The sequence below is a fragment of the Chitinophaga sp. SVR4-12A genome (assembly GCF_056754765.1).
In genome coordinates, this window is the sequence record NZ_JBPGWP010000001.1 from 3,975,592 (window position 1) to 3,989,969 (window position 14,378).

At 48.7% G+C, this 14,378-nt stretch carries 11 protein-coding genes; 9 read left to right on the forward strand and 2 right to left on the reverse strand.

Annotation, left to right across the window (positions count from 1 at the left end):
* Positions 1 to 11: 11 nt before the first annotated feature.
* The 3 genes from ACR9Y8_RS16235 to ACR9Y8_RS16245 are packed head-to-tail and all read left to right on the forward strand — an operon-like array spanning position 12 to position 3,110.
* Positions 12 to 2,093 (forward strand): histidine kinase, encoded by a 2,082-nt coding sequence (locus ACR9Y8_RS16235; protein ID WP_481214294.1) that lies wholly within the window; start codon positions 12 to 14, stop codon positions 2,091 to 2,093.
* A gap of 35 nt (positions 2,094 to 2,128) precedes the next feature.
* On the forward strand, positions 2,129 to 2,872 hold the full coding sequence (locus ACR9Y8_RS16240; protein ID WP_481214295.1) for a LytR/AlgR family response regulator transcription factor: 744 nt from the start codon (positions 2,129 to 2,131) through the stop codon (positions 2,870 to 2,872).
* Between the two features lie 55 nt (positions 2,873 to 2,927).
* Positions 2,928 to 3,110 (forward strand): hypothetical protein, encoded by a 183-nt coding sequence (locus ACR9Y8_RS16245; RefSeq protein WP_481214296.1) that lies wholly within the window; start codon positions 2,928 to 2,930, stop codon positions 3,108 to 3,110.
* A gap of 68 nt (positions 3,111 to 3,178) precedes the next feature.
* Here ACR9Y8_RS16245 and rho read toward each other — a convergent pair whose 3' ends face one another.
* Positions 3,179 to 4,888, reverse strand: coding sequence for a transcription termination factor Rho (gene rho / locus ACR9Y8_RS16250; RefSeq protein WP_481216231.1), 1,710 nt, complete (start codon positions 4,886 to 4,888; stop codon positions 3,179 to 3,181).
* 485 nt (positions 4,889 to 5,373) lie between these two features.
* On the opposite strand from rho, the gene asnS reads away from it, so the two are divergent.
* The 6 genes from asnS (at position 5,374) to chrA (ending at position 13,025) form a co-directional block, all read left to right on the forward strand.
* Entirely contained in the window at positions 5,374 to 6,810 is a 1,437-nt protein-coding gene (gene asnS / locus ACR9Y8_RS16255) for an asparagine--tRNA ligase (RefSeq protein WP_481214297.1), read from the forward strand.
* A 375-nt stretch (positions 6,811 to 7,185) separates the two neighbouring features.
* Positions 7,186 to 7,710, forward strand: a complete 525-nt coding sequence (locus ACR9Y8_RS16260; protein ID WP_481214298.1) for an ExbD/TolR family protein — start codon at positions 7,186 to 7,188, stop codon at positions 7,708 to 7,710.
* A 195-nt stretch (positions 7,711 to 7,905) separates the two neighbouring features.
* Positions 7,906 to 9,324, forward strand: a complete 1,419-nt coding sequence (locus ACR9Y8_RS16265) for an FAD-binding oxidoreductase (RefSeq protein WP_481214299.1) — start codon at positions 7,906 to 7,908, stop codon at positions 9,322 to 9,324.
* Between the two features lie 92 nt (positions 9,325 to 9,416).
* Positions 9,417 to 10,718: a phosphatase PAP2 family protein gene (locus tag ACR9Y8_RS16270; protein ID WP_481214300.1), complete on the forward strand. Its 1,302-nt coding sequence runs from the start codon at positions 9,417 to 9,419 to the stop codon at positions 10,716 to 10,718.
* A 45-nt stretch (positions 10,719 to 10,763) separates the two neighbouring features.
* Positions 10,764 to 11,723 (forward strand): isopenicillin N synthase family dioxygenase, encoded by a 960-nt coding sequence (locus tag ACR9Y8_RS16275; protein WP_481214301.1) that lies wholly within the window; start codon positions 10,764 to 10,766, stop codon positions 11,721 to 11,723.
* A gap of 99 nt (positions 11,724 to 11,822) precedes the next feature.
* Positions 11,823 to 13,025 carry a chromate efflux transporter gene (gene chrA / locus ACR9Y8_RS16280; protein WP_481214302.1) on the forward strand — a complete coding sequence of 401 codons (1,203 nt, stop codon included), beginning with the start codon at positions 11,823 to 11,825 and terminating at the stop codon, positions 13,023 to 13,025.
* On the opposite strand, the gene ACR9Y8_RS16285 is transcribed toward chrA, so the two are convergent.
* Positions 13,022 to 14,365, reverse strand: a complete 1,344-nt coding sequence (locus tag ACR9Y8_RS16285) for a sigma-54-dependent transcriptional regulator (protein WP_481214303.1) — start codon at positions 14,363 to 14,365, stop codon at positions 13,022 to 13,024. The genes chrA and ACR9Y8_RS16285 overlap by 4 nt on opposite strands.
* Between the last annotated feature and the right edge of the window lie 13 nt (positions 14,366 to 14,378).

Sequence of the window (14,378 nt, forward strand, 5' to 3'; positions counted from 1 at the left end):
TATTCATTCCCGTGAGTCGTTTTTGCTTTCTGCTATTGTTTTTATGTTACTCCACCGGCACTTTCGCACTAGCTTCCGCTGAAGATACCACGACGCTTGACCTGGCCGCACTGCCCGTCAGTACAGACATGCGTCCCTATGTCTACAGCCTGGAAGAAAATAACCGGCAGCCTTACGCCCCTTCCACCGTGCGGCAGCTGGATTTTACAGCTAACCTGCACCTGTTTCATAAAGGCAAGCAAAACAACAAACGCGCACATGCCTTCTGGCTGAAACTCTCCGTCAGGAATACCGGCGCCATGGACTCCAGCCTTACCTTTTTTACGGGCTGGCATGATTACATGTACTGGTATGTTGCAAAACCAGGAGGCGCTTTAAGCCTGGTGTCAAAAGCCGGACTAATGCTGGATAAAGGAGATGTGGAAAGATGGGAGCGCTACGGTTTCCCGGTACAGATACCAGCAGGCGAAACCCGCATTTTTTACCTGCACATCATCAATAAATCATTTAACGAGAACGCCTTGATGCCGGTGCTGTATAACGCACTGCAATTTGAGCGCTTCCGTAACAAGCAGCTGATCACTTACCGGGCAGAAGCCGTTGTTATACAGGTGTTACTGGGTATGCTGCTGGTATTCCTCAGCATTGCGATCATCAACTACATACAGCTGCCAGACAGGTCCTATCTCTATTTTGCGGCCTATATACTGGGGCTGATCCTTTTCTTTGCGCTGCGCCTGGAAAGCAAGCCCTATCAGTTGTCTGTCTTCCACAGCTGGCCCATGCTCAAATACTATTGGGATATACCAGCCCTGCTCTTTTGCTTTTACCTGATGTACCTGCTTTTTGGCAATGCCTTTCTAAACCTGAAGGAAAGATACCCGTATATGGAAGGGATCTTCACCGTTGCTGCGGCCTGCACCGGTGGCGTTATCATTATCTGCGTGTATTGCATCGCCCGGGAATCGTACCATTTACCAGGCATTATTTACAGCTACGTATACCTGGCCACGCTCCTGCCCCTGCTGCTGATCTTTGTGGCGCTAGCCAGACGCTCCCGTCACCATCCCCTGGTACGCTTCTTCCTGCTGGGATCTGTTTGTTTTTATGCCGCCTGCCTGGGCTCTTTCCTGATGCAGATCCGGCCATTGGGACTTACCAGTGCCCTGGGAGAGCTGTCGGCCCCCTCCATGCTGATGATCACAGGCGTACTGCTGCAGGCCATGTTCTTCCTGGCCGGACTTAGCTATCGTAATAAACTGGCGCACCACGAGCGGACCAAGACGCAGGAAATGCTCATTAAACAGCTGAACAAGAACAAGGAGCTGCAACGCAAGCTGAATGAACAGCTGGAAGAGCTGGTAAAAGAACAAACCTCCGAAATACTGCGCAAAAAACAGGAGCTGGAAGAACAGCGGCAGATCCAGCTGGATATTGAATACGACAAGAAGCTGACGGAAATAGAGCTGAAGGCCATACGGGCGCAGATCAATCCACATTTCATTTTTAACTGCCTGAATTCCATCCAGTTATTTGTGATGCAACGGGATTACGAGTATGCACAGAAATACCTGTCAGATTTCTCTTACCTGATCCGTAAAACACTCGATTTTTCCAGGCGGAACTTCATTTCACTGGCAGATGAGATCACCTACCTGAATACTTATCTGGGCCTGGAGAAAATGCGCTTTGAGCATAAAATGGAATACGATATCCGGGTAGACCCCGCCATCGCCACCGCTGAACTGGAAATCCCCGCCATGCTGCTGCAGCCTTACGTGGAAAATGCCGTCAAATACGGGATGACCAACCCCAACCAGCCTATCGGACGGCTCACCATCCATTTCCGCCAGCTCCCGGGGGATATGCTGGAATGTATCATAGAAGATAACGGAATAGGGATAAACCGTTCCAAAGAACTCCGTACCTTACCTAAACATCATCAGTCGTCTGGCATGGAAATCAGTTTTAACCGTGCAGAACTGCTGAATAAAATGTATAATAGTGGTATCCACATTGAAGTAATCGATAAATCTAGCCGTAACTTTGCTGAGAGTGGTACTATTGTGAGAATCTTAATACCGCAACTGTAGTGTAGCTAACAACCCCATATATTAATTTATAATAAATGATAAAGGCAATTATTATAGATGACGAGCGTAACAGCCGGGATATTATTGCCCTGATGCTGGGAAAATACTGCCCGCAGATACAGATCGCCGATACCGCATCTGATTGTAACGACGGTATTGATAAAATAAAACAGCACCATCCGCAGCTGGTATTCCTTGACCTTGAAATGCCTGACGGCACCGGGTTTGACGTGTTACAGGGCACACAGGGAGAAGCTTTTGAAGCAGTATTTGTAACTGCCTTCGAAAAAAAATTCCTGCACACCATCCGTTTCAGTGAAGTAGAGATCATCCTTAAGCCGATTGATAAGGAAAGCCTGCTGCAGGCCGTGCAGACCGTTAGCCAGCGCATTCTCTCCCAGGCCAGTAAACATCGCTACAAAGTATTGCTGGATAATTTCAATACAGGCAAACAGGCCTCCTGGAACTTACTCCTGCCACTGATCAACGGAACAGAAACCACCATACGCACCAATGCCATTGAGTACCTCGAATCTTCTACCGATAAATGCACCTTCTACCTGGAAAATGGCGTGGTGCTGCAGGCAGACAGAAGCTTCCGGCATTATGCAGACCTCTTCATCCCACTGCGGTTCTACCAGGTGAACAATACCCAGATGGTACAGCTCTCCCATATAAACCGGGTCATGCAGGACAGCCAGCATATACTGCTGAACAGCGGCGTGCAGCTGGAAATCACGGAAAGACGCAAGAAAGACCTGCTCTCCTTTTATAAATAGTTAATTTTGGCAGCGTTTTAGCTATATACGGCTAACAATGAAACAACCATCAACTATGAAGAAGCGAACTTTCCGCATGATTTGCAGCGTGCTGGCAGCAGGGATATTATTGAGCAGCTGCGTTGTACACAGAGAATCCGGCAATCCACACGGATTACCACCGGGCCAGGCTAAAAAGATCTATGGCACAAAATCGGCAAAACCATTTGCACCGGGGCAACAGAAAAAAAGGTATTGAGACATAATTGTTTCCAATAAAAAAAGTCCAGACTAACGCCTGGACTTTCTCTTTACATCATTATCTGTTCATCCATTCATGGATATCAGGAATTCTTCGTTGTTCTTTGTACCACGCATGTGCTGCAGCATAAAGTTCATAGCTTCTTCTGTATTCATATCTGCCAGGTGGTTGCGCAGGATGTAGATACGTTTGAGCATATCTTTTTCGAGCAGCAATTCATCACGGCGTGTAGACGAAGCAGTAACATCTATAGCAGGGAATATACGCCTGTTGGCCAGCTTACGGTCCAGCTGCAATTCCATGTTACCGGTACCTTTAAATTCTTCGAAGATCACCTCATCCATTTTAGAACCGGTGTCTATCAGGGCTGTAGCCAGTATGGTGAGTGAACCGCCGTTTTCTATTTTACGGGCGGCGCCGAAGAACTGTTTGGGTTTCTGCATGGCATTCGCTTCCACACCACCGCTCAATACCTTACCGGATGCAGGGGCTACGGTGTTGTGCGCCCTGGCCAAACGGGTAATGGAGTCAAGCAGTATTACCACATCATGGCCGCATTCTACAAGGCGTTTAGCTTTCTGCAGTGCGATGGCGGAAACCTTCACGTGTTTTTCTGCAGGCTCGTCGAAGGTAGAGGCAATCACTTCTGCCTTTACGCTGCGCTCCATGTCTGTTACTTCTTCAGGGCGTTCATCTATCAGCACTACCATCAGGTATACTTCCGGGTGGTTAGTAGCGATAGCATTGGCCACTTCTTTCAGCAACATGGTCTTACCAACTTTAGGTTGTGCTACTATCAGACCGCGCTGACCTTTACCGATAGGGGTAAACATGTCCATGATGCGGGTAGAGTAGTTATTGGAAGTAGTAGTAAGCCGTAATTTCTCAAAGGGGAACAGCGGTGTAAGATAATCGAAAGGCACGCGGTCGCGCACTTCTTCGGGCTGTTTACCGTTGATGGTCTCTACTTTCAGCAGTGCAAAGTATTTTTCACCTTCTTTAGGCGGGCGTACGGAACCTTTCACCGTGTCACCTGTTTTAAGGCCGAATAATTTGATCTGGGAAGGAGAAACGTAAATATCGTCCGGGGAGCTGAGGTAATTATAATCAGAAGAGCGAAGGAAACCATAACCATCAGGCATCATTTCAAGTACGCCTTCGCTTACAATAATACCATCAAATTCTATATTGAATACAGGTTCCTTCTTGGTGAAACGCTGTTGCTGGCGGACCGGGGCAACCGGCTCTGCAGGCAGTTCATCCGGTAAAACAAAATCGTCCTCGTCGTCATCATCATCATCATCCGCAACAACGGGTTCTTCCTCTTCTTCCGCTTCATCTTCTGTGAAGGCAGGCAGCACTATATCTTCATCATCATCGAAAGTAAGGGAAGGAATGCTATCAAGGTCTATATCGAAGTCTTTAGCTTTGGATTTGGGTGTTTCTGCTTTAGGCTGGTCTTCTTCGTGTTCTTGTTCGCCTGCTTTCTTTGTACCGGGCTTTCTGCCTCTCTTTGCTGGTTTTTCTTCTACTGCGGCAGGTTCTTCAACAGCGTGTGTTTCTTCTTCGTCTTTTTTTACTGGTTTCCGTTTACGTGTTTTCTTTTCTTCGCCATTGGCCGGGTTACCTTCTGACGCCATTACGGCTTGCTTGTCCAGGATTTTGTAGATAAGGTCCTGTTTGCTGAGTTTCTTTGCGTTAGTTACATCGAGTTTTTCTGCAATATCAAGCAGCTCAGGAACGAGCATGTCGTTCAATTGTAAGATGTCGTACATCATCGTGAGTTGTCTAATTTTAGAAGTGTGTTGAGGCGGGTACCACTACATACCAACATACACCAATTACAAATAATTGTTTTTTTGAGTCCAATAAATTTAATTTGGTTTATTAAATCTGATAGGGATTGCTGAGTTCAGGACTGCTGATGAAGATGGAAACTTAAACTTGATCAGACAGATTGTAACTGCAAGATTAATACAACTTTTACTATTATCCAAAAAAAAGTCCCCCTTCACGCGAGGCAGAAACCATTATCCACGGCAGCGCCCAGGCCTTCTAATCCTGTACAAATCAACGCCATAGCCCATCCAGGCCATTTCAAATTTTTATCATGTTTAATCTCCTGCTATATATCCGGTGTAGATTTAACATTTTTTTGTGCATGCCGCACTGGCAGCCCTTTTGAGGGAACCCGGGTCTCAGGTTATGGACTCTGACCTTTAACCCTTATTTTTGCAATCCTAAAATTAAAAGACAAATTATGAGCCAAAGAACGAAAGTCAAGCAAATCTTGGCAGACGACAAAGTCGATTACGACGTAACGGTAAAAGGTTGGATACGGTCCTTCCGTAATAACCAGTTTATAGCGTTAAATGATGGCTCTACCAATAATAATCTCCAGATCGTAATAGACCCGGCAACAGACCCTGCGGTACTTAAACGTCTTACCACCGGGGCAGCCATCAGCGTGAAAGGCACTGTGATCGCCTCTCTCGGTAAAGGTCAGAAAGTAGAGGTAAAAGCCCTTGAGCTGGAAATACTGGGTGATTGCGATCCCGAAAAATATCCGCTACAGCTGAAAAACAGGCCCAGCCTGGAATACCTGCGGGAGATAGCGCACCTCCGTTTCCGCACCAACACCTTCGGAGCAGTGTTCCGCGTACGCCACGCCCTGGCATTTGCCGTGCATAAATTCTTTAACGACAGAGGATTTGTATACCTGCACACACCCATTGTCACCGCTTCTGATGCTGAAGGCGCCGGAGAAATGTTTCGCGTTACCACACTGAACCTGGACAAACTGCCCCGTAATGTAGACGGCGAAATTGATTTTACCGAAGATTTCTTCGGAAAGGCTACCAACCTTACCGTGTCTGGTCAGCTGGAAGGCGAACTGGGCGCTATGGCCTTCGGCGATATTTATACCTTCGGCCCCACTTTCAGGGCGGAAAATTCCAACACAGCCCGCCACCTGGCAGAGTTCTGGATGATAGAACCGGAAATGGCCTTCTATGACCTGGTAGATAATATGGACCTGGCAGAGGCCTTTATTAAATCTGTGATCGGCTATGTACTGGAGCATAACCGCGAAGACCTGGAATTCCTTGCACAACGACTGGCAGAAGAAGAAAAGCAGAAGCCGCAGCAGGAACGCAGCGAAATGGGCCTGCTGGAAAAGCTGGAGTTTGTGCTGAACAATGAGTTCATGCGCATCACCTATACAGAAGCTATTAATATTTTAAAAGATAGTAAGCCGAACAAGAACAAAAAGTTCCAGTACCTGATAGAAGAATGGGGCGCCGACCTCCAGAGCGAGCACGAACGCTACCTGGTAGAAAAGCATTTCAAGAAACCGGTGATCCTTACAGACTATCCCAAGGCCATTAAAGCGTTTTACATGAAGCAGAACGATGATGGCAAAACCGTAAGGGCCATGGACATTCTCTTCCCCGGTATTGGCGAAATAGTAGGCGGTTCACAGCGTGAAGAGAACTACGACAAGCTGGTACAACGCATGGAAGAATTACACCTGCCCGTGGAAGAACTGTACTGGTACCTGGACACCCGCCGCTACGGCGCCTGTCCTCACGCCGGTTTTGGCCTTGGCTTTGAACGCCTGGTGCTGTTCGTGACCGGTATGAGTAACATACGTGATGTGATACCTTTCCCAAGAACACCGAAGAACGCAGAATTCTAATCAAAACAATAAAGCAAACGAGGGTGTGTCAATACACACCCTCGTTTATTTGAATACTTCCATATCTTCCCTTCAGCAACTCCCATAAATTTCGCCCAACACTTACCTTATCCCCCCGGATATCGTCTAAATAACGTGTAAATAACGTATCGATATAGTATCTCTATAAAGAGTTACTATATCGATACTATATCGTTACTATATCGTTACTATATCCGGCCATTCTTGTGCAAGGTAAGTGCAGGTGTGTAGTCCTGAAAAAGCTATACAGGTGAAGAAATAATCCTGCTACTGGTTATACATATGGAATTCCCTTCCTAACGCATCTCTATACACGAAAGCACATCCATTTTCTCATATATAAACCTTTACTGTATGGCAGAAATAAACACTGCGGCCTCCGGCCGTAACAGGGGAGATACGCGCCGTAAAATCCACTCTACCCGGGTAGACATGACGCCGATGGTAGATCTTGGCTTTTTGCTGATCACCTTCTTCATGCTCACTACCTCCCTGGCGAAGCCGAAGACGATGGACCTGACGATGCCGCGTTCAGACGGCGATTCCATGCAATTGCCAGGTTCCAAAGCGCTCACCATCATGTTGGGGCGCAATAACCAGGTGGCCTATTATGAAGGCATCGGCAACGATCCTTCACAGCCCCCGGAGGTTAAATATACCGGCTTTTCCGCTCACAACGGCATCGGCGATGTGATACGCGCCAAACGCAGACAGGTAATGGAAACATTTGGAAAAAATGAACTGATGGTGTTGATAAAGGCAGATGACAAGGCCAATTACAAGAACGTGGTAGACATTATGGATGAAATGCTGATCAATGATGTGGACCGCTATGCCATGGTGGATATTACGCCTGCAGAACAGGGCTTTTTAAAGTGATTTTGCACATTTACCAGTTTTCATCCATTTCTACCCATTCTTCTGACGAATCGCGTTAACTAGTAACTATTTATTGTTGCTGATGCGGGTGAAACATAGATTAGCGTTTGGCTTTTAGCCTTCGGCCGTTCGGCCCCGCCGGTAGCTGAAAGCTAAGAGCCAATGCTATTTTTTAACTCCCCAAATCATTCCTACATGGCAACATTCGCTCCTCCTGAGATCGCGGCCGGTATAGTGCCCGATGAGCAGATCGCTTCCTTTAGAGCAACACTACGCGGAGAATTATTACAGCCCGGAGACGAACATTATGACACTGCCCGAAAGGTATACAATGGTATGATAGACCGTCATCCCCGATTTATAGTGCGCTGCACCGACGTGGCAGATGTGATCAGCGCCGTTCATTTCTGCCGGGAACACCAGCTGCTGACTGCCGTAAGAAGCGGCGGGCACAATGGCGGAGGCCTGGGCGTATGTGACGGCGGCCTGGTAATAGACCTGTCGCTGATGAAAGGGATATCCGTAGACCCTGACGCAAAAACCGTATGGGTAGCCGCCGGTTGTACCCTCGGAGACGTAGACCATGCCACTCACGCCTTTGGGCTATGTACGCCCAGCGGCATTATTTCTACCACAGGCATAGGCGGCATTACACTGGGCGGCGGCCTGGGACACCTTACCCGCAAATGCGGACTGGCAATTGACAACCTGCTGGCCGCCAATGTGGTACTGGCAGACGGCAGCTTTGTAAAGGCCAGTCCTACTGAGCATCCAGACCTGTTCTGGGCCATTCGTGGCGGTGGCGGCAACTTTGGCGTGGTAACCTCCTTCCTGTTCAAGCTGCACAGCATCAGCCAGGTATATGGTGGCCCCATGCTCTGGGAAATGGACCAAGCCGCAAACATCCTTAAATGGTACCGGTCATTCATCAATATTGCGCCGGAAGAATTGAACGGCTTCTTTGCTTTCCTGACCGTACCTCCCGGCCCGCCCTTCCCCGAACACCTGCATAACCGTAAAATGTGCGGCGTTGTATGGGCTTACACCGGGCAGGCAGACAAAGCCGAAGCCCTGCTGGGATCCTTATGCAGCCAGTTCCCGCCTGCGCTTGACCTCATGGGCTATCTACCGGTGCCTGCGCTGAACAGTATGTTCGATGCCCTGTACCCGCCGGGTTTACAATGGTACTGGAAAGCTGATTTTGTGAATGAAATAAGCGACGAAGCAGTTGCCGAACACGTTAAGTTTGGAGAAGCGCTGCCCAGCATGCACTCTACCATGCACCTCTATCCCATCACCGGGGCGGCCCGCCGTGTTAAAAATTCGGATACCGCCTGGGCTTACCGGGATGCCAACTGGGCACAGGTAATTGTAGGGGTAGACCCCGACCCCGCCAACAAGGACGCTATCACCTCCTGGGCAAAGGACTATTTTGATGCCCTTCACCCCTATTCTGCCGGTGGCGCCTACGTTAACTTCATGATGGATGAAGGAGAAGAACGCGTTAAAGCCACCTACCGGGATAATTACGAGCGCCTGGTAGATGTAAAAAATAAATATGACCCCGGAAACATGTTCTGTGTTAACCAGAATATAAGACCAACTGTTGTTTAAATGCGTCACTTCGCGTATATTTAGTCAAGAGGATCTAAATCCTCTTGACTTTTTTTATTCCCGTTATGCGTCACACTGTCCTTCCGTTTTTTATGGCTGTTTTACTGATGGGATGCCTGACCGGCTGCGACGAGGATATCAACGAAAGAGCCTTACCTACATTTGAACCTACTTCTACAGATGCCAGCGGCGGCACCTGGCGTACCATGGTGCTTGGCAGTCCGGGTGATGTTAGCATCGCGCCGGCCACCACCACCGGCAGTGCTGAATACCTGCAGGAGATCGCACAGATCGTATTGCTGCAACATAACATGGCCGATACCGACCGGGTGCTGATAAACCAGTGGAAAGGCAATGGGGTGATCAGGTGGAATGAAAAGGCCAGGGCACTGGTAGCAAAATATAACCTGCCCCCAGACCCGGGTAGCGACAAAGCCTCGCCCGCGCCCAGCATGGCGGATCCCCATGCCAGCCGTGCCTATTCCTACTTAAGTGTGGCCTTTTACGATGCCCTTGTGGCATGCTGGTATTATAAATTTAAAAACAATCGCCCGCAGCCCGTAGTGGTGAGCAACCTGGTACAGGCGCGGGAGTCTTACCAGATAGACTTGCCCGGCTATCCTTCAGAAGACGCAGTAGTAGCACAGGTAGCCTACCGCGTGCTGAAAGTGCTGTTCCCACAGGACAGTGCAGCGCTGCTGGACATGGCCAGGGCACAGAAAAGGGCCAAACTGCTGTCTGGCATTGCCAGCCCAAGTGATATCAGCGCAGGAGAAAGCATTGCCAACCAGGTAGCCGACAAAGTACTGGCCAGGTTCGATACCGACGGTATGGAAGCAACAGCAGACAGTGTGAAAATGTGGATGCTCACCGCTGCCGCACGCGATTCCCTTCGTCCTCCTCCACCACCTGCCAGCGGCTCACCAGCTTTTAATGCGGCAGTGGAAGAGATGCGCGAATACAGCAGCCATCCCTCTCCCGAACAACGGCGCATCGTCACCTACTGGTCTGATGGTACCGGTACCTGTACCGCCGCCGGCCACTGGAATGCAATAGCCTGCGACTTCATTAACCAGAAAAAGCTGAGCGAATTAAGAACGGCGCGTGCGCTCAGCCTCCTGAATATAGCGTTATGCGATGCAGGGATCTGCTGCAAGGATACTGTATCCTATAAAATATTGAGCACCTCCGCTTTTTCCGGAGCAGCGGCAAGCGTACTGGGATACCTGTTTCCCGAGGAAGCGGAACGTTTCAACGTTATGGCAACAGAAGCTGGTCTTTCCAGGATCTATGCCGGTACCCATTACCGTTTTGATTGTGAAGCCGGATTGCAATACGGAAAGAACATAGGCAACTTTGCTGTGACCCTGGGCAAGGCAGACGGAAGCGAATGACTTTCGTAATTTTACGGTACCTTTAATTCTCTTAAATGATCCATTATGGCAACCATCACCCATTCCATCCCTGTTGTGGACCTCGCCGCCTTTACCTCCGGCGATCCAAAAAGCAAAGCCGAATTTGTACAGGCACTTGGAAAAGCATATGAAGAAGTTGGCTTTGTGGCTGTAAAGAACCATGGCATACCAGACGAGCTGATAGCAGACCTGTACAAATATGTACAAAAGTTCTTCTCGCTGCCGGGCGATACCAAGCACCAGTACGAAATTCCTGAGCTGGCCGGACAGCGTGGATATACCTCATTCGGAAAAGAACATGCAAAGGGATTTGATGCGCCGGATCTGAAAGAGTTCTTCCAGTTCGGACAAACCGTGGAAGATGAAGATCCGATCAAAAAAGAATATCCGCCAAATGTATCAGTAAACGAAATACCCGAATTCAGCCCAACCTTTTATAAAGCTTACCGGGCATTTGAAAAGTCCGGTAAATATCTCCTGCAGGCGATCGCATTATACCTGGGCCTGGAAGAGAATTATTTTGACAGCAAGATCCACAATGGCAACTCCATTCTGCGCGCCATCCACTATCCACCCATTACACAGGAGCCTAAGTCTGCCATCCGTGCAGAACAACATGAGGACATCAACCTCATTACCCTGCTGGTAGGCGCTTCTGCCGATGGTTTGCAGATATTGGACAAACAAAATAACTGGGTGCCGGTTACCTCCCTTCCTGAACAGATTGTTGTGAATGTAGGGGATATGCTGCAGCGCCTCACCAATAACCGGTTGAAATCAACCACTCACCGCGTGGTGAACCCGCCCCGGGAAATGTGGCACACCAGCAGGTACTCCATTCCTTTTTTCCTGCATCCCAAATCAAGTATGCGGCTGGACAGCCTGGATAGTTGCATAGATGAGAAACATCCGCTGGAATATGAGCCTATTACGGCCGGAGAATACCTGGATGAACGTCTGAGAGAAATTGGTTTGAAAAAATAAAAATCCAAATCCCAAATTTCAAATTCCAAAAGCCAAACGCTTCACACGGGTCATTTGGAATTTGGGATTGGATTTTGGAATTTATTTTTAAATTGGGCCGTGTTCTTACGTCACATTCCTTTTTTAAAAGCTGTATTGTTCCATAGCATTACTGCCTATGGCGGCCCCCAGGGCCACCTGGCCATGATGCTGAAAACGTTTGTACAGCAACGTAAAGATGTTACGGAAGAAGAGTTGATGGAATACAACGCTTTCTGCCAGTTGTTGCCCGGCGCTTCTTCCTCGCAGACGCTTACCCTTATCGGCTACAAACGGGGCGGCGTACCGCTGGCCATTGTTACGCTGCTCATCTGGATCACGCCGGCCTGCCTTCTAATGGGCTCCCTTAGTTTCCTGCTCCAGTATTTTGATAAAAAGGCGCTTAATGTAGATATCTTCAAATTCGTACAGCCAATGGCCGTTGGCTTCCTGGCTTACGGAGGCATCAGGGCCTATAATATCAGCATCCGCAATACAGCCACTTTTGGCATCATGCTCGGCGCTATGTTGTCTTCCCTGTTCCTGAAATCTCCCTGGACCTTTCCGGTATTGATCATACTGGGCGGTATTGTATCCAATTTCAGTAATAAACGCATTCCCGGCTCTACAGAGAAGCCCCGTAAGATCCAGTGGACCAACCTCTGGTTGTTTGCATTGCTGTTTGTACTGGCGGGCGTGTTCTCAGAATTGGCCCGTACACATAACTGGATCACCAGGAGGCCCTTTAACCTGTTTGAGAACTTTTACCGTTTCGGCAGCCTCGTATTTGGCGGAGGCGACATCCTGATCGCCATGATACTGGAACAGTATGTAACCCGCGCCAAAACGCAGTTCATGACGGCAGAAGAGCTGCTTACCGGTGCAGGTATTATGCGTGCCCTGCCAGGCCCCACCTTTTCGATGTCGGCTTATGTGGGCGGTATGGTAATGCGTAACCTGGGTATGGGCTACCAGTTCCTGGGATGCATGCTGGCGCCGCTGGCCATTTTCCTTCCCAGCCTGTTACTGGTATTGTTCTTCTTCCCGATATGGCATAACCTGAAAAAATATGTGGTGATATACCGGGCATTGGAAGGGATCAATGCCGTTGTGGTGGGCATTATGTGGGCAGCTACAGTGATGCTGTTCCTTGCCATATTTACCGTTCCTGTTAACTGGTATAACATGGCAGTGATGATCTGTACGCTGCTGCTGCTGTGTAAAACGCGGCTGCCCTCTCCCTTTATCGTACTGGCCTGCCTGTTACTGGGCTGGTTGTTCTAAGTATGGATATTATATTCTTTGATCTTGTTATAAAGCGTGGTAAGGCCTATCTCCATCAATTCTGCCGCCTTTGTTTTATTTCCCTTTGTAAAAGCCAGCACTTTTATGATATGCTGCTTTTCCATCTCTGCCAGGCTTAAGGATGCTTCGTTGCCCTTTTGTGGTGCCCACTGGAAATCCATTGGCAGAATGGCTGCTTCCAGCAGATCTGTTTCTGTTAATATCACGGCGCGTTCTATCACATTGCGCAGTTCCCTGATATTGCCCTTCCAGCTATGTTGTTGCAGCGCCTCCAAAAAACCGGGCGTCATGCCGCTTACCCTTTTGTTCAGCTTGGGGCCTAATTGCTGAATGAACCAGCTGGCCAGCATGGGAATATCGGCCCGGCGTTCATTAAGGGATGGCAGTTGTATCTGGAAAGCCGACAAACGGTAGTAGAGGTCTTCCCTGAAACGGCCGGCGCTGATCTCGGATTCCAGGCGGCGATTAGTAGCAGCAATGATGCGTACATCTGTTTTAGTGGCCACGGCTTCACCAACCCGGTAAAACTCCTGCGTCTCCAGCACGCGCAGCAATTTGGCTTGCAACGCTACCGGCATTTCTCCGATTTCGTCCAGAAAAATAGTACCGCCCTTTGCTTCTTCAAAAAAACCTTTTCTATCTTTTACTGCACCTGTAAAAGCCCCTGTTACATAGCCAAACAGTTCGCTTTCCAGGATGTCTTTTCCGAATGCGCTGCAGTTCACTGCCACAAAAGGATGCTGTTTACGTTTGCTGGCCTGGTGAATGGCCTGGGCAAATACTTCTTTGCCCACACCTGTTTCCCCCAGCAATAAGACGGTGATCTCAGCAGGGGCTGCCTTTTCTGCCAGGCTGATCGCCGCTTTAATCGCGGACGATTCGCCGATAATATTATCAAAGCTGTATTTACTGCCTATTTTTTTCTCAAGATCACGCACCCGCGTTTGCAGCATCGCTTTGTCCATTGCTTTGCTCACCAGCGGCAGGATGCGGTTATTATCGTCTCCCTTTGTAATGTAATCAAATGCCCCATTCTTGATGGCTTGTACACCGTCTGCAATATTGCCGTAGGCGGTAAGCACGATCACTTCTGTTTCGGGGTACTTTGTTTTTATGGTATGAGAGAGGGCTACTCCATTGCCGTCCGGCAGCTTAACATCAGACAATACCACCTGGACCTCTTCCTTTTCCAGCAGCTTCATAGCTGTGCGTGCATTGGGCGCCTCATGAAGCGTATAGCCCTCAAGCGTTAACAAACGGCTTAACAGCTTGCGCAGCTGATCTTCGTCATCAATGATCAGAATATGTCCTTTGGGCATGGTTGTGCAGATA

What these genes read in the sequence shown, in the direction of transcription:
- ACR9Y8_RS16240 (WP_481214295.1), top strand. Translation starts at nt 2,129, where the DNA reads ATGATAAAGGCAATTATTATAGATGACGAGCGTAACAGCCGGGATATT.
- ACR9Y8_RS16245 (WP_481214296.1), top strand. Translation starts at nt 2,928, where the DNA reads ATGAAGAAGCGAACTTTCCGCATGATTTGCAGCGTGCTGGCAGCAGGG.
- rho (WP_481216231.1), bottom strand. Translation starts at nt 4,888, where the DNA reads ATGTACGACATCTTACAATTGAACGACATGCTCGTTCCTGAGCTGCTT.
- asnS (WP_481214297.1), top strand. Translation starts at nt 5,374, where the DNA reads ATGAGCCAAAGAACGAAAGTCAAGCAAATCTTGGCAGACGACAAAGTC.
- ACR9Y8_RS16260 (WP_481214298.1), top strand. Translation starts at nt 7,186, where the DNA reads ATGGCAGAAATAAACACTGCGGCCTCCGGCCGTAACAGGGGAGATACG.
- ACR9Y8_RS16265 (WP_481214299.1), top strand. Translation starts at nt 7,906, where the DNA reads ATGGCAACATTCGCTCCTCCTGAGATCGCGGCCGGTATAGTGCCCGAT.
- ACR9Y8_RS16270 (WP_481214300.1), top strand. Translation starts at nt 9,417, where the DNA reads ATGGCTGTTTTACTGATGGGATGCCTGACCGGCTGCGACGAGGATATC.
- ACR9Y8_RS16275 (WP_481214301.1), top strand. Translation starts at nt 10,764, where the DNA reads ATGGCAACCATCACCCATTCCATCCCTGTTGTGGACCTCGCCGCCTTT.
- ACR9Y8_RS16285 (WP_481214303.1), bottom strand. Translation starts at nt 14,365, where the DNA reads ATGCCCAAAGGACATATTCTGATCATTGATGACGAAGATCAGCTGCGC.